Annotated in this window: 14 protein-coding genes; 6 read left to right on the forward strand and 8 right to left on the reverse strand. The window is 66.0% G+C overall.

All coding sequences use genetic code 11. The features are described 5' to 3' along the window. Both WA805_RS03995 and WA805_RS04000 read left to right on the forward strand, forming a co-directional pair. Positions 1-1,637: DnaB-like helicase C-terminal domain-containing protein (locus WA805_RS03995; RefSeq protein WP_425241670.1), on the forward strand; the 1,637-nt coding region annotated here is incomplete at its 5' end. An 830-nt stretch (positions 1,638-2,467) separates the two neighbouring features. After that, positions 2,468-3,475, forward strand: a complete 1,008-nt coding sequence (locus WA805_RS04000; RefSeq protein WP_424563076.1) for a nucleotide kinase domain-containing protein — start codon at positions 2,468-2,470, stop codon at positions 3,473-3,475. A 284-nt stretch (positions 3,476-3,759) separates the two neighbouring features. Here WA805_RS04000 and WA805_RS04005 read toward each other — a convergent pair whose 3' ends face one another. From WA805_RS04005 to WA805_RS04020, 4 genes are all read right to left on the reverse strand, one after another. Beyond that, a complete protein-coding gene (locus WA805_RS04005) occupies positions 3,760-4,452 on the reverse strand; it encodes a hypothetical protein (RefSeq protein WP_424563078.1) in 693 nt (230 codons plus the stop codon). Positions 4,453-4,632: 180 nt separating this feature from the next. Continuing rightward, positions 4,633-5,532, reverse strand: coding sequence for an ImmA/IrrE family metallo-endopeptidase (locus WA805_RS04010; RefSeq protein ID WP_424563079.1), 900 nt, complete (start codon positions 5,530-5,532; stop codon positions 4,633-4,635). Continuing rightward, the gene (locus WA805_RS04015; protein ID WP_424563080.1) at positions 5,529-5,900 is read right to left on the reverse strand and encodes a helix-turn-helix domain-containing protein; all 372 of its coding nucleotides are present in this window, start codon (positions 5,898-5,900) and stop codon (positions 5,529-5,531) included. The genes WA805_RS04010 and WA805_RS04015 overlap by 4 nt, the downstream gene beginning before the upstream one ends. After that, on the reverse strand, positions 5,897-6,229 hold the full coding sequence (locus tag WA805_RS04020) for a phosphopantetheine-binding protein (RefSeq protein ID WP_424563081.1): 333 nt from the start codon (positions 6,227-6,229) through the stop codon (positions 5,897-5,899). The genes WA805_RS04015 and WA805_RS04020 overlap by 4 nt, the downstream gene beginning before the upstream one ends. Before the next feature lie 35 nt (positions 6,230-6,264). Here WA805_RS04020 and WA805_RS04025 point away from each other — a divergent pair, with 35 nt between their 5' ends. Both WA805_RS04025 and WA805_RS04030 read left to right on the forward strand, forming a co-directional pair. After that, entirely contained in the window at positions 6,265-7,182 is a 918-nt protein-coding gene (locus tag WA805_RS04025; protein WP_425241671.1) for a nucleoside triphosphate pyrophosphohydrolase family protein, read from the forward strand. A 59-nt stretch (positions 7,183-7,241) separates the two neighbouring features. Further along, positions 7,242-7,799, forward strand: coding sequence for a hypothetical protein (locus WA805_RS04030; RefSeq protein ID WP_424563083.1), 558 nt, complete (start codon positions 7,242-7,244; stop codon positions 7,797-7,799). 218 nt (positions 7,800-8,017) lie between these two features. On the opposite strand, the gene WA805_RS04035 is transcribed toward WA805_RS04030, so the two are convergent. After that, positions 8,018-10,069 (reverse strand): S53 family peptidase, encoded by a 2,052-nt coding sequence (locus tag WA805_RS04035; protein WP_425241672.1) that lies wholly within the window; start codon positions 10,067-10,069, stop codon positions 8,018-8,020. A gap of 251 nt (positions 10,070-10,320) precedes the next feature. Here WA805_RS04035 and WA805_RS04040 point away from each other — a divergent pair, with 251 nt between their 5' ends. Next, positions 10,321-11,595: an ATP-binding protein gene (locus WA805_RS04040; RefSeq protein WP_422290799.1), complete on the forward strand. Its 1,275-nt coding sequence runs from the start codon at positions 10,321-10,323 to the stop codon at positions 11,593-11,595. Positions 11,596-11,606: 11 nt separating this feature from the next. Here WA805_RS04040 and WA805_RS04045 read toward each other — a convergent pair whose 3' ends face one another. Then, positions 11,607-12,908 carry a cryptochrome/photolyase family protein gene (locus tag WA805_RS04045; RefSeq protein WP_425241673.1) on the reverse strand — a complete coding sequence of 434 codons (1,302 nt, stop codon included), beginning with the start codon at positions 12,906-12,908 and terminating at the stop codon, positions 11,607-11,609. A gap of 25 nt (positions 12,909-12,933) precedes the next feature. Here WA805_RS04045 and WA805_RS04050 point away from each other — a divergent pair, with 25 nt between their 5' ends. Further along, positions 12,934-13,896, forward strand: coding sequence for a YbgA family protein (locus WA805_RS04050; protein WP_425239059.1), 963 nt, complete (start codon positions 12,934-12,936; stop codon positions 13,894-13,896). Positions 13,897-13,907: 11 nt separating this feature from the next. Here the strand turns inward: WA805_RS04050 and WA805_RS04055 are convergent, their stop codons facing one another. After that, positions 13,908-14,723 (reverse strand): DUF1295 domain-containing protein, encoded by an 816-nt coding sequence (locus WA805_RS04055; protein WP_422339906.1) that lies wholly within the window; start codon positions 14,721-14,723, stop codon positions 13,908-13,910. Next, positions 14,720-15,627 (reverse strand): class I SAM-dependent methyltransferase (locus tag WA805_RS04060; protein ID WP_425241674.1); only part of this gene is annotated, 908 nt, incomplete at its 5' end. The genes WA805_RS04055 and WA805_RS04060, both read right to left, overlap by 4 nt.

Raw genomic sequence — 15,627 nt, forward strand, 5'->3', positions numbered from 1 at the left:
TGTCCTCCTCCTCGCGCCGGGTGGAGAACCGGCAGCAGGAGGTGTCGGAGTTCTCCCGGTCGCTGAAGCTGCTCGCCAAGGAGCTCGAAGTTCCCGTAGTGGCCCTGTCCCAGCTCAACCGCGGCCCCGAGCAGCGCCAGGACAAAAGGCCATTGCTGTCCGACCTTCGCGAGTCGGGCTGCCTAACCGGTGACACGAGGATTCTCCGTGCGGACACGGGAGCGGAGATCACCTTTGATGAGCTGATGGCGTCAGGTGCGAGAGACATCCCGGTCTGGTCCGTTGATGAGGGTATGAGGCTTGTCCCCAGGACACTCACCCACGCCTTCTCAAGCGGAGTCAGAGAAGTCTTCCGCGTGCGCATGACCTCCGGGCGTGAGGTGCACGCGACCGCCAACCATCCATTCCTCACCTATGGCGGCTGGGAGCAACTGGGTGAGCTGAGGGCCGGTTCGCGGGTGGCCATTCCAAGGACTACACCGGGCCCGCTTGTTGAGCGGTCAATGCCGGAGCCCGAGATCGTTATGCTTGCTCACCTGCTCGGCGACGGTTCGTTCGTGAAGCGACAGGCGATCCGATACGCGAGTGTTGACGAGGAGAACCTGGCAGCTGTCGCGGAGGCTGCTAAGCATTTCGGCATCTCAGCGATCCGGGATGACTACGCCGCCGCGCGATGCACGACGCTGCGCTTGCCTGCGCCTAATGCGCTGATGCGTGGACGCCGCAACCCGATTGTCATTTGGCTCGACTCACTGGACTTGTTCGGCTTGCGGAGCCACGAGAAGTTCATACCTGAGGCCGTCTTCTCCTTGCCTAAGACGGAGCTCGCTCTATTCTTGCGCCACCTATGGGCAACGGACGGATCGGTCACTGTCGGGAAGACCGGGAACGTACGAATCTATTACTCCACAACAAGTGAGAGACTAGCCCGGCAACTCCAAACCTTGCTTCTTCGGTTCGGGATAGTGGGCAGACTGCATGCCGTCGGCAATACGTATGGCCATCCTCAGTGGACCGTAGACGTCACTGGCGTCGAGGAGCAACTTCGGTTTGTCAATGACATTGGCGCTCACGGTAAACGTGGTGAGTCCGTGATCCAGGCGCGAGTCCGTCTCGGTGAGATGACCGCCGCCGGCCGTTTCGACACGATTCCCAGTGCTGTCTGGATGCGAGTCCGTGAAGTTCTGAGAGAACGCTCGATGACACGGGCCCGCCTGCAGGTGGCGGTTGGGACAAGAAGTCGTGGAGATCTGAACGACGAAATCAATCCCAGCAGGTCCCGGCTCGGCCGAATCGCCAAGGTCCTCGATGACGCTCAGCTTGAAATGTTGGCTACCAACGACGTCTTCTGGGACACGATCTCTTCGATCGAAAGCGTCGGACTTCAGCCTGTCTATGACGCAACCGTTCTCGGAACACACAATTTCATAGCAAATGGAACAAATCTGCACAATAGCATAGAGCAGGACTCAGACGTTGTGATCCTCTTGCACCGCGAGGACGCGTACGAGCGGGAGTCGCCGCGGGCTGGTGAGGCGGACCTGATCATCGCCAAGCATAGGAACGGGCCGACCGCGACCGTGACGGTGGCCTTCCAAGGGCACTACAGCCGCTTCGTGGACATGGCGCCGGGCTAGCCCAGGGCTTGTAGGGCTCACGCCGCGTGGCGGAGTTGCCAGGCTTGGCGCACGACCAGACCACCACGTACGTGGCATCATCGACGCGCTCACCGACGCTGGGGTGATGACCTTCGAACAGCGGCGAACCTGGCACCACCGCTCGGCGAGCAAGTCCTCGCTATCCTTCAGCGAGTTGAGCGGGCTGCCAAATGAGCAAAATCGGGGCAGTGCTGGTGACCACCTCGAGTGTCCAGGGGGTCGGCGTTGCGGCGGCAGCACTGACTACCGCCCGTCCGCCTTGCCTCCTGATCGCCCGCTCATGACGATCGAGGCGATTCCGCCTCATGCTCCCTTGGTAGCTGTGCAGGCCGACAGCACACCGTTCCAGAGGGAGCCGCGGCGCACCTCGAAATAACGGGGGCTTCTTGTCCCGCCTGTGCGGGGGGGTTCCGCTATGAGGTCAGCGTCACGAAGCCTCTGCATCACCTGCCGGACCAGGCTGTCGCTGAGCGTAGTCTCCGATGCCACCATTCGCATGGTCACGGGGGCGGCGTTAGCGCTGGACAACTGATCCACGGCCAGAACCACGTCAACGAAGTACCGGTTTCCGAAAATCGCTGATGAGCGCTCCCGCGAGCCCTCACGGTCTTCCTGCGTCACGTGTATAATGTTATCCGTATAGCGATTCACATAACGCGATCGGAACGGAGAACTTCATGCCGCAGCCGACTGCCGCCGATTCGCTCCCCTTGCAGTTGCCTGATCCCTCCAGCGCAGGGGCAGCGCTAGAGCAAATGGGACCCGCACCCAAGATCGTGGTCTGCGGGCGACGGATCGAACCCACGCCGGTGTTTGACACTTACTGGCGGTTCGCCGCTGCGAGGCAGGCTCTGTACGGGGCGCGGCTACAGGGCCGGGCGGCCCCGTGGACGCGTGACCCGATCCTGCGGCGGTACCGGTTCACCAACTGCTACAGGGCGGCAGACCGAGTCAGCCAGTTCCTGATCAGTCAGGTCATCTACCAGGGGCCGCAGGATCCCGGTGATGTTGTTTTCCGGACCCTGCTGTTTAAGGTGTTCAACCGCATCCCCACCTGGCAGCGCTTGGAGGCAGTGCTCGGGGAGGTGTCTTGGCAGGAGTACGACCACGCCCGCTACGAACGAGTGCTTACCGCGGCGTTCCAGAGCGGTGAGCGGCTCTACTCGGCGGCTTACGTCGTCCCGCCGCCGCGGTTCGGCGAGTCCCGCAAGCACGCCAACCACCTCCGCTTGCTCGAACTCATGATGTCCACGGGCGTGGCCGAAAAGGTCAGGTCGGCTGGGTCGCTGCGCGGCGCGTTCGAGGTCCTGCGCTCATACCCGGCGATCGGTGACTTCCTTGCCTACCAGTACGTGATCGACCTGAACTACTCGCCGGCGCTTGAGTACGACGAGATGGAGTTCGTCGTACCGGGACCCGGCGCACGGGACGGCATCCGCAAGTGCTTCGGCCGGTCGGCGGACGGGATCGAGGCCGACGTCATTCGGTATATGGCTGACCACCAGGAGGAGCACTTCACTCGGCTCCGTCTCCCCTTCGGCGGCCTGCGGGGCCGTAGGCTGCAGCTGATCGACTGCCAGAACCTGTTCTGCGAGGTCGACAAGTACGCTCGCGTGGCGCACCCAGACGTTCAGGGGATCAGCGGGCGCACCCGGATCAAGCAGTCCTTCCGCCCGGTCGCCGAGCCTGTCCCAGCATGGTTCCCGCCCAAGTGGGGCATCAATGCGGGCCTGACGAAGCCGTCACCGCGGCACTGGCCGACAACAGCACATCTGTACGATACTGATGCTCCAGAGGATCTTTTCCGTGATCACTAGTTCTACGGAGGCGGTTCTATGAATCCGATCAAGGACGCGTCCCCCGAAACGGCGGACCTCGTGACGGTCCTGGCGGCCACGCTGGAGCGACTCACTGCCCGTGTCTGCCGTGACCTGGACGTGGACGCCGGCGAGAGCGTTCTTCCCAACGATCCGTTCTGGGCGGACACGATCAGTCGGCTCGCAGATTACGCACGCGAGTGCGCGGAGGTTCTGGACGAGCCCCGGATTACCGCAGTGCTAACCGTGTGCCCAGATGGCCTGCTCCCGGCAGCACGGGGAGGTCACTGAGGCCTGGCGGATTCAATCAGCCGGGCGATCCGGTATCGCGCTGCACTGTCAACGGCGGCGACGCCGGCCATGATCGTCAGCTGCCCCGGGCGCAGGCCGGCAGTGGCGCACACGTATCCGAGGAGCTGGCCGAGGCCGAGGTAGTTGCCGTATCCCCGCTCTATCAGGTACTGGTAGCGGTACTGGGCGATCATGTGCAGCGTGTTGCCGTCCAGTTGGAACGAACAGAAGGATAGGCACGGGAATCCCATCGGGGACGTGTCCTTGTCCGCCGCGTAGATGTGGACCGGGCCGCCGTCCGAGAATTCCTCCGCCGGACACTCGTCGGCAGGCTGGGCAAGCTCGCCGGGCCCGGTGACGTTCATCTCGTACCTAGCCGATTTCGGTCCGCGCGTGCGCAACTCGGTGTTCAGCCGCTCGATCAGGTCAGCGAGCTGGTCGCGCTCGCTGCCGGCGGCGGGGTGTGCGACGATCCGCCCGAAGTAGGTGCCCTTCCGGTTGCTCTTGTGGAGTCGGCGCAGCGTGGGGTATATCCGCCGATACCGCTGGGCTAGCTCGCCGGGCCCGGCGGATGCAGCTGCCAGCTGGGCCGGGAATATAGTGTTGGCCACCGTGTCAACCGGGGCGAGCTCCAGCTCACGGAGGAGCGTGTCAGCGGCGGCCCTGATGTGCGGTTCTTCAGCCACTGGGTCACTGACGCGGGTTACCAAGTGGAAGAGGCGGCGCTGCGGAGCTGCATCCACGACTTGGACGGCATTCAGCCACGCCTCGGACACGGTGCCGCCACGGACTTGGTCTTGTGCAAGCGTCACCTGATCACTTCCCCGATCCGGCCGGATGGGCAGGTTATGAAGGAGGGCGGGATGTCAGTGCATCCAGCGCGGGTCGATGCCACTGCGCTGTCCTTCCACTTGTACGGCGAATTCCCAGTGCGCGGAGGCGTCAGCGACCTGGACGCGGCCCCATTCGCTCCGGTCTTCTCCGGCCTGGATCTCAGCCGCGTGGCTTGCGGACCCGACCGGCACGTCCGTCAGCCCGCCAGGGCAGGACACCGAAGGGCATCTGCCATTCGCGCTGGTGATCACGATCCGGTCGCCGGGATGGACAGTGAGCTGTACCCCGTCGAACCGCGGGCCGAGCACCCATACGTCCGGCTTGCGGGACGCCGGCGTGTCGTTGGCCTGGTCGAGGCGGTCCTTGATTACGTTCGGCGGCACCCTGATCCACTCTGCTGCCCTGGCTCCGCTGATGAGCCGGATGTTCGGCAGGTGCCTGACCGTAGCGCGGTACGGCGTGCCCAGGAGCAGGGACAGCAGGTACACGTCCGCTGGTGACCGCAGCTCATTAATGCCGAGGCGGTCAAATGCAGCCACGGCCGCCTTGCGAGGCATGAGGAACCAGGCGGCGAAGGACTCGGCCAGCTTCTCTTCCGGTGGCCACGATGGCCTTCGGTCGCCGGGAGGGTCCAGGTCGAGGTCCTCTCGCGTCCCGTGCTTCCACCAGTGGTGCCCGAGTTCATGCCCTGCCGTCTGGCGCTGTGCCGCGTGCGGCAGTCCGCTGTTGATTATGACACCCGGGCGTGACCCTGGGTCGTTGGCGTAGGCGCCGAACTGCCTGGGCATCTGTCGCCAGATGGTCACTACGTCGGCGGTGTAGATCGCGTCGTAGATATCGACCGGCCAGATGGCCGTATCGATCCCATAGTCGCCGTGGGCTTGTGCAGCGGCCAGCATGCTCACCCTGTTGGCTTCGGCCCAGGTCGTCATCGTCGCTGCCTCTTCCGGTCTGCGTCAGCCGAGTACCGCAGGAACTGGGCGAACCGGACTACCTCGGCGCGGTCGTCCTCCGTCAAGTCGGTGACCGCCCGTGCGAGCGTGCGGACGTCGTCGCCACCTTCCTCTTCGCCGAGGAAGTAGCCGACCGGGTACATATACAGCCGGGCGAGCTTCCGCAGCTCCAGACTGTCGACCTTCCGCGCTCCGCGCTCGATGTCAGAGACTGCCGACCGGGGGATGCCCGTCTTGTCCGCGACGAATTGCTGCGAGAGGTTCAAGTACTCGCGCACCTCGCGCAGCCGCTTCGCAAGCTGCTGTGACTCGGTTTCCTGGCTAGTGCTCTTCTCGTTCTCGGTCACGCGCTCTCACCCGCCTGCCGGGCACGCTCCACCTGAACAAGGTCGTAGACCATTACGGCGAAGTCCTTAACCGACCGTAGATTAAAAGCCGTCTCCAAAGTTGTGGCCAGATGAACCCCAAAGCGCTCCTCGACCCGCACGACGACCTCCACTAGGAGGATCGAGTCGATCGGGAGGTCGCCGCCCGCCTCTTCCAGACGCTGCCGCATCTCGTCCGAGCTGCATTTCGCCTCCTCAGCAAGCAATCCGATAGTGAAGTCCTCGATGTCCCTCGGCCCCATCACGCCTCCAAAGCTCTGTCGTGTTATCCGACACCGCCTGTCGGACATTCAGATACTATGGCATCGCGTCGGGAGTTCCGACAATGATCGCCAGAAAATCCGACAGGGTGAAGTCGTGCCCAGAAGAGGACGAGATGAAGTTCCACGCGTTCCAAGAGGCTGCCCACCAGACGGACCAGCGGCAAGGCACGGACCTCGCTGACATCGCGGTCCACCTGCTGGGCATGGTCGGCGAGGCCGGGTCGGTCGCCACCGAATACAAGAAGCTGCTACGGGACGGCCCCGCCCACACGGCCGCGAAGGCCCGCATCCGCGAGGAACTCGGCGACGTGCTCTGGTACACCGCGACCCTCGCCACCAAGCTCGGCCTAGACCTCGATGACATCGCTCGCGCTAACCTGGAGAAGACCCGGGACCGTTGGCTGCTGACCACGGCCGAGCCGTTTGACGACCAGTACCTCCTGGCCGAGCGACTCCCTCGCACGGGAACCTTCGAGTTCGTCGCTTCCGTCAGCGACGCGGGCCGACCGACAGTCCGGGTCCGCCACGACGACCGGTGGATGGGCGACCCTCTCACCGACAACTCCCACGTAGACGACGGGTACCGGTTCCACGACGTCTTTCACCTGGGCTATGCAGCGGTGCTCGGCTGGTCGCCGGTCACCAGGAAGCTCATGGGCAGGAAACGGAAGTCCAACCCAGAGGTCGACGAGGCGGAGGACGGCGGCCGCGCGATCGTCACCGAAGAGGGCATCGCCCTGATGGCCTTCGCCTACGCCACCAGCCATAACTACTTGGACGGCGTCACCCGCCTGGACTTCCGGTTCCTCAACGTCATCAAGGACGTCACCGCCCCCTACGAGGTCGGGGTCCGAACCGCGGCAGACTGGGAGCAGGCCGTCCTCACCGGCTTCACCGCGTGGCGCGCGCTGCGCGACAACAACGGCGGGACGATAATCCTCGACTCCGCCCGCCGCTCCCTCACCTTCGTGGGGTGCTAGCACTGCGCACGGATAGCTTGACTACCATGAGCCTTCATCTCCGGCCGGGTTCCCTGATCGTGCTCGAAGGCCTCGACCGCTCAGGAAAGTCGACGCAGATCAAGCGGCTGTCGGCACTCGACTGGGCGGTGCCCGGCCCGCGATTCACCCACATGCCATCCGGGATGACGGACCTGACCAGAAACATCTACTCTCTCACCGAGAACAGCCAGATCAGTTCCCCGCTGGCACACCAACTGCTGCACATCGCATGCCATGCCGAAAACATCGGGCCAATCGCCGACGCTCGAGTCCGACACGGCCTCTTCCTCGACCGCTGGTGGTGGTCCACCGTTGCCTACGGCTGGTACGGGGCCGGACTCGCCGGGTCCGGGCTAAACAGGTCAGTGTTCTTCGGGCTGATCGATTCGGTGTGGTCGGGCCAGCAAGCAGATGTGATCTTCCTGTTCATGACACCGCACGAGAGCGACAGGCTGAACAGGGACGAAGTCCGCAGTGGCTACGCTGCCCTAGCGGCGGGGCATGAAGCCATCACCGTCGCGGTGCCGCCGGTTGACCCCGATGAAACAACAGACTTCATCCTGGCGAGTCTCCGCGCTCGTGAACTGCTCGTGTAGCACATGCCGGGTACGACGTGCCGACAAGCCAGCCACGGTCTTCTAGGTTCGCAGCGGGGGCAGCGATGTTGTCGGCCCTGGACGAGATCAACACGTCACGTGAAGTGAGACCCTACACGGGTTGTAGGGTCTGGCAGCCAGGCTGCCGCGACATGACACCCCCGGGCGGGGCGGCTCTCCGGTTGGACAGCGGCCCCGCCCGGCAGGTATTCAGGCGGTTAACCGACCAGATGCTGGAACGCCTGGATGTAACGGTCGGGCGACCCGACGCCGGTGGCGTCGTCGTAGCCCGGGGTGGCGACCAGGGCCGAGGCCCCAGTGCCATTGATGCCGAGGTCACGTAGGTAAGTCAGCAACGGCAGGGTCTCGTTGTTGGGGTCGGTGTAGTTGGACCGCACCTCGTAGACGCCTGTGTGACTGGCCACATCGTTAAACGCGTGATCGATCCCGTTGGCCCTGGTTAGCAAGTAGATCGCCGGGTTGGCGAAGCCCAGGGCGAAGCCAGCGGCCTGCTGGGCGTCCGCCTCGATGCCCGCGAACGTCGGGGACGCGAGGGAGGTGCCGCCGATCCGGCTGAGGTAGAACCGCTCCGGCGAATTATTCGGGCCGAACAGGGTCTCGCCGACCAGGAAGCCGGTGGACGGGTCGGCCAGCGCCGAGACGTCTGGGATCACCCGCATCGGGGTCGTAGTCGAGCCTTCCGGCACCTGGGTAGCGAGGCTGCTCGGGACGACGCCTCGCTGGTATGACGGCTGTGCGTACGCGGTGGACACGCCGCCGCCGCCGGAACCGTCGTAGAAGTTCTCGACGTCACTGCTACTGCCAGGCGGGGTGAAGTCCCAGGCCGAGCCGGACGAGCTGGTCGTCAGCGGGTCGAGGACGGTGCCCCACGCGGTCTCGAACTCATAGTTGTTCGCCTTGCCGATCGCCAGGCTGGTGCCGCCCACCGAGGTGACCCACGGGCTTGAGGTCGGGTAGTCGACCTGGATCTGGTCCGAGCCGCCGTCCTCGTAGGCCGGGTCCTCGTAGCCGCTGTCGCCCGAAGAGAAGAAGAACCCGATGCCCTCGGCCGCGCCGGCCTGGAAGATCGCGTCGTAGGCCGCCTGCGTGACGGACCCATCGTAAGGCTCGCCCCAGGAGTCGGTCACGATGCTCGCCGTGTGGTGCTTGACGATGTACGACAGCGCCGCCAGCAGGTCATTGTCTTCGCAGCTCACCGCGCCGACGTATGTGACGTGGGCGTCCGGTGCCATGCCGTGCACGGATTCCACGTCCAGCGACTCCTCGCCATACCACCCGGACGCGTCGCAGGCCGTGGGGCCGGTGTTGGTCCAGTGGTTCTTGCCGCCGAGCAGCACCTCGTTGTACTGGCCCGCCGCGAACGGCTTGTCGCCGGTCACCTTGGCGTACTCGTTCGCGTCTGCGTGCATCGTCGGCGAGGCGTACGCGTCGACGACCGCTACCGTCACGCCCTTGCCGGTATCACCGGACGTGCCCACGTGGTAGGCGCCGCGGATCTGGGCCGGTGTGTAGCCGCAGTTCGTCCACGGCTGCGCCTTGCCGTTCACCGGCGGGATCGCCGTGGAGGTGCCTGGAACCTGGGTCGCGAGCTTCTGGCCGTAGTACTGCGAGCAGTCCGGCGCGACGAAGTAGTTCTGCGGCGGCGGCGGGAGCGTGTCAGCTGGCTTCATGAGGTGCGTGGCGCTGTCCAGGCCGGACACGGCCACCACGTCGCCAGCGATGGACGCCGGCAGGGATGCGGCCGCCTCCGGCGCGCGGACCGTCGCGCCTTGCAGGCGGTACGAGCCGAACGTGACGCCGAACGCATTCGCGATGGCGGTAGCTGAGCCGGTCACCTGGACGTAGCCGCCGATGCCCGGCACCACCTCGGCGACACCCAGGTGCTGTCCGGTCGCCCACTGGGAGACCGCCTGCGCCTCACTGGCGTCCGGCCCGTACTGCGCCTGCACCTGAGCGGCGCTCAGGAAGTGCCCGTACTGCGCGTTGCCCGGCGTGGACACCGCCGCGGCGAAGGTGGCGAGCCCGGACGCGTTGGGGCTGGCGAGATAGACGTTGGCCGTCACGGTGCCGGTGGTTACCGGCTTGCTGCTCGCTAGAGCCTTGGGGGTGGCCCACTCGGGGTGGGTCCCGGTAATGGCTTGGCGGCCTGGGTCGACCTTGGCAGACGCTGCTGTCGCCGTTGCGACGGCACCGCCGATGACAAGCAGCGACGCTGCGCCTGCCGCGGCGATCGCACGCAATCGTGTCACGTGTGTCACTAGGGTGTGCCCCCTCAGCTGTTGATTGATGTTTGGTCAGGAGCTACCGGTCACTTTCTCTTACGGTTTTAGCGAAAGCAATAGCCCGTCAAGCAAAAGACGACATCTCGTGTCGGAAGGTGGAAACGCCCGCATGCGGCAGATCTAAACTATGGGAGCCGCAGATCTAAGTCCTGCAATCGGCAGATCTGAAACAAGAAGGTCGCAGATCTGAAATTAGCGGCTACGGTAGTCCTGTGAAGATGGCCGCTGACTATGTTCCAAGACGAGCCACAGAGCTGGTCTCGGACGCACTGAGTGATACCCGGGTGGTGATCGTCAACGGGGCTCGGCAAGTTGGCAAGAGCACTCTCGCCGAACGGGTCCTTCATGGTGTGCCAAGGCGGCAGTCGCGGTTTCTCGATGACCCGCAGACTCGTCTGGCCGCGGAGAACGATCCTGTTGGTTTCCTGGACTTCGACGCGCTGACGTTGATTGACGAGGTCCAGCGGGTGCCCGAGCTCTGGCTGGCGATCAAGAACAGCGTCGACAGGGATCCGAGGCCGGGGAGGTTCATACTGACGGGATCTGCACGCCTGCTCGCCTTGCAGAGCCTTCCTGACGCGTTGTCCAGCCGGTCGGAGACCATCGAGCTCTGGCCGCTGTCCCAAGGGGAGATCGACGGCGAGCCGGACGGTTTCGTGGACGCTGTATTCGGTGCTGATGCCGTACTCTCGACAGCCGCCTCGCGGCTGCACCGCAGTGATTACCTAGCACGCATTGCGCGGGGCGGCTATCCCACCGCAGTTCAACGCGACACCCCGATACGAAGAGGCCGGTTCTTCTCCAGCTACCTCAACGACATCATCGTCCGGGACATCAAGCAGGTCGCAGACATCGAGCGAGCCGCAGACATGCGCCGCCTGATCACGCTGCTGGCTGCCCGCTGCGCAAGCATGATCAACATGGCCAAGCTCGCAAGCGAGCTAACCATCACAGAGCCCACCGTCCGGCGCTACATCCAGATCCTCGAAACGATATTCCTCATTCAGCTGATCCCTGCCTGGTCGTCTGGGGCGACCAAACGCGCGACGCGTGCGCCGAAGCTGATGTTCGTGGACTCGGGCCTCGCAAGCTACCTGCAGGCTCCCCGAACCAATGAACAGTCGGGCGGCTTGATGGAAAACTTCGTGATGGGCGAACTTGCGCGGCAACTGACCTGGTCGGAAACGGTAGCAGCGCTGTACCACTATCACGACCGTGATGGTCATGAAATCGATGCGATCCTCGAGGACAACAGCGGACGTGTTGTTGGCATCGAGGTGAAGTCCGCGCAATCCGTAAGGTCAGAGGACTTGCTCGGCCTTCGTTACCTTAAGCAGAAGCTCGGCTCCCGGATGCACGCTGGCTACGTCCTCTACTGCGGCGCTGACTCGCTGAGCTTTGGCGACGGACTGGGCTGCCTACCCATCTCCACGTTGTGGACAACTGGGGTAGAAAGCACAAGTCAAGGAAGATCAATACGTCACGTGCCGTGAGGCCGTCTACTTCACGCGCTAAGCGGGTCCGGATAGTTCAGCTGCTTGCGGTGCGCGGTGGGCAGCTTCCAGGGCGTGTGAATGTACGGTGCGGCGAGGCTCGCCAGTTCCGGGACGTAGCGGCGCACGTAGTCGCCGTCGTGATCGAATCTGGCCGCCTGGCGCAGCGGGTTCAGCATCCGGCCAGGGCGCGGGTTGTTGCCCGTGCCAGCCACCCACTGCCAGTTGCCTGCGTTGCAGGCCACGTCGCCGTCGGCCAGCAGCTCACGGAAGTGCCTGTACCCGTGCCGCCAGTCGATGCCCAGTGTCCTGGTGAGGAACGAGGCGGTGATCATCCTGGCCCGGTTATGCATGAACCCTTCGGCGGTGAGCTGCCGCATGCCGGCGTCGACCACCGGGATGCCGGTGCGTCCAGCCCGCCACGCGTCCAGCGCGTCCGGGTCTTCAGCCCAGTTCCGTGGTCCGTGAGGGCTAGGGCGGTAATCCTCCGTGCCGATGTCCGGGAACGCCGCCGTGACCTGGTGGAAGAAATCACACCAGGCCAGCTGCCTGCAGAACTCTTCTCCGCCGGGCCGCGACAGCGCAGCCTGCGCTAGCGCGAGCGGTGACACGCAGCCGAACCGCAGGTAGGCGCTCAACCGGGACGTCTCATCGCTGGCGAGAAGGTCCCGCTCGTCCCCGTATGCCTTCAGCGGTCCGTCCAGCCAAGCGGTAGCCCGGTCCCGGCCCGCCCGCTCACCGCCAGGCAGGAGGCCCGCTGAGGAACCCCTATCCGGGCGGGGCAGGTCGCCAGGCTCGATGCCCGCGGGAACGGAGACGGCCTCAGGCGCCTGGCAGGGCTCCCGCCAGGCGGCGGCGCGCCAGGCACGCCAGTACGGCGTGAAGATCCGGTAGTGACCGCCGCCGGCCGGCCGGAGGTCCCCTGCGGGCACGACCGCATGCCCCGGCGTGACCTCAAGCGCTATCCGGTACCTACCGCACTCCCGCGCCAGGCGTTGCTCGCGCCGTGCCGCGTACCTGGACACATCGCCGGCGACGAACACGGTCTGGGCTGACGTCCAGGTCGCCAGCCGGATCGTCTCGGCGACGGGGTCGCCCTTCCGGATCACCAGGTCGCCGCCCCGCTCACGCAACTCTTCCCGTAGCACCGCGAGCGAATCGGCGAGGAATCGCGCCCGGTTCGGCGGGACGTTCAGCGCAGGGTCCACGACGAAGAGTGGCACCACCTGGCGGGCGTGTGCGCACGCGCCGGCTAGCGCCGGGTTGTCGTGCAGCCGCAGGTCTCGGGTGAAGAGCACGATGGCGGTGTCCATTGATCTCCCTGGGTAAGGGGAGTTCATGAGCGAAACAGGCGCAAGCGCGGTCCAGGACGCGGGCACCCGGCCGCGTGTGGGCGTGTCTAGCTGCCTGCTCGGCGAGCCGGTCCGGTTCAACGGCGGCCACAGCCGCTGCCGGTTCCTCACCGACGAGCTCGGTCCTTACGTCGACTGGGTGCCGTACTGCCCGGAAATGGAGATCGGCCTTGGCGCCCCGAGGGAGACGCTGCGGCTGACCGTCGACGCCCACCTGGTGAGCCGAAGCGGCGGGGATGATCACACGACGGCTATGGCGGCGCTGCCACTGCCCGCGGGGCTCGACGGGTACGTGTTCAAGGCCAAGTCTCCGAGCTGCGGCATCCACGGCATCCCTCGTTACGCCCCGAGCGGCCAGCCATCCGATCACCGAGGGCGCGGCGTGTTTGCGCAGCGGGTGATCGCCCGGTTCCCGCTGCTTCCCGCCGAGGACGAGGGGCGGCTCAACGACGCGGTACTGCGCGAGGAGTTCACCGAACGGGTGTTTGCCTTCGCGCGGCTCCGCGAGCTGTTTTCCGGCCCATGGGAACCGCGTGACCTGGTCTCTTTCCATGCTCGGCACAAGCTTCAGCTGCTCGCGCACGATCCGCCGCGCTACCGGGCCGCTGGCCGGATCGTCGCCGCGGCCGGGAGCGTCCCGAGGGAGGTTACCGAGCTCGCGTACAGGGACGTGTTCCAGGCGGCGATGACCACAAGGGCCAGCCGGGGCCGCAACGCGAACGCACTCCACCACGCGTTCGGCCGGATCGGCCGCGGGCTTGGCCCCGAGCGGAGATCTGACCTGGTCGCCAGGATCGAGTCCTACCGGCGCGGCGCCGACCCGCTGAGCGTCCCCGTCGCGATCCTCGCCCACTACGCCAGCGACGGCGAGCTGCCCTGGCTCGCCGGGCAGTCGTACCTGGAGCCGTTCCCCGCCGCACTCCGGCTGCGGCACAGCGTGCCGCGCTGATCGGCGCCCGGTCACGGCACGCTCCGCGGCCGATGCGGACGCCGGGGCGGCAGCGGGATGAAGCCGCTGGTCCGCGTGACGTATTCGGCGTAGCCCGGGCGGTTGCCCGACATCCGCCGCTCGGTCATCCGCTGGCCGGTGCCCCTGGTCAGGATGAACGTCATCAGCAGCGGCGAGACCAGGGTCAGCAGCTGCAGTGGCGACCCGTAGCTGATGAGGAAGATCCCCCACCACATGCAGGCGTCCCCAAAGTAGTTCGGGTGCCTGGTATACCGCCACAGCCCGCGATCCATGATCCGCCCGCGGTTCGCCGGGCTGGCGCGGAACCGTGCCAGCTGCCAGTCGCCGACGGTCTCGAAGGCGAACCCGGTTAGCCAGGCCACGCAGCCAATGGCGGTGACCACACCCGGCGCCGACTGCTGTGTCATGCCGGCAGGCAGCGGCAGGCATGCGACCCACAAGATCAGTAGCTGCGGCAGGTAAACCACGCGCAGCGCGTACCAGTTCCTGTCGCCCGGCGCGCGGTCGAGCAGCTCACGGTATCGCGGGTCCTCGCCCGCGCCGCGCGCTCGCACCGCCACGTGCCATGCGAGCCGGCAGCCCCAGATGAACGCGGCGATAAGCAGCAGCCACCGGCGGGCGGGCGCGCCGTGCCCGGCCGACGCCAGGAAGCTCACCACCCCCGCGACCGCGATGCTCGCGCCCCACGCGACATCCATCACGCTGTGCCTGCCGGTCCGCGCGCCGATGGCGAACGTCACGGCCACGAGCGCGAGCACCGAGAAGCCGGCGGTCAGCGTCGCCCAGCCGAACGCGGCCCCGGTCATCCGCGCCTGGCCGCGAGGATCTGGTCGACGCCCATCCGCCCCTCCTCGAAAGCCAGCGCGCCGCCCGCCAGGTACAGCCGCCACAGGCGAGCCCGGTCCACGCCGATGATCGCCTCCACGGCGGTGAGGTTCCGCTCGAGATTGTCCAGCCACGCCCTGATGGTCCGCACGTAGTGCGGACGCAGCGACTCCACGCCGAGCACCTCGAGGCCTGCCCCCTCCAGGAGGCCGACGGTCTCCCCGACCGGCCGCATATGCATGTCCGCGGCCACGTACGACTCGATGAACGGACCGCCGCCCGGTGCGTTCTTTCCACGGGACATCTGCTGGATGAGCAGTCGGCCGCCGGGGCGGAGCCGGCTGTGCAGCGCCGCGCAGAAGGCGGGGTATCCCGCCGCGCCCACGTGCTCACCCATCTCGAGCGACGCGATCGCGTCGTACGAGTCGCCGGCCGGGTCCCGGTAATCCTGGATCAGCACCCGGGCGCGGCCGCCGAGCCCGAGCCCGCGCAGCCGCGCGCTTGCGTAACCACCCTGCTCAGCTGACAGCGTGACCGCGGTCACCTGCGCCTTGTAGTGCTGCGCGGCGTGTACCGTGAGCGACCCCCAGCCGCATCCCATGTCGAGCAGCGAGCCGCCGGAGCCAAGCTCCAGCTTCCGGCAGACCAGGTCGAACTTGTCTCGCTGGGCGTCGGCGAGACCGTATTCAGCGTCGTCGCTTGCCCAGTAGCCGCATGAATAGGCCATGGACGGATCGAGGATCAGCCGGAAGAACGAGACGGGCAGGTCGTAGTGGCCGGCGACGACGGCCCTGGCCCTGGCCCGGCTGTGCGGCCGTCCCGAGTGCCTGAGCTCGCAGGCGGGCGGCATGGGCGGCGGCCTGAGGGCGCCAAGCCGGCTGGCCG

Origin of the sequence: Trebonia sp., assembly GCF_049794275.1 — a bacterium.
In the GTDB taxonomy this organism is placed as follows: Bacteria; Actinomycetota; Actinomycetes; order Streptosporangiales; family Streptosporangiaceae; genus Trebonia.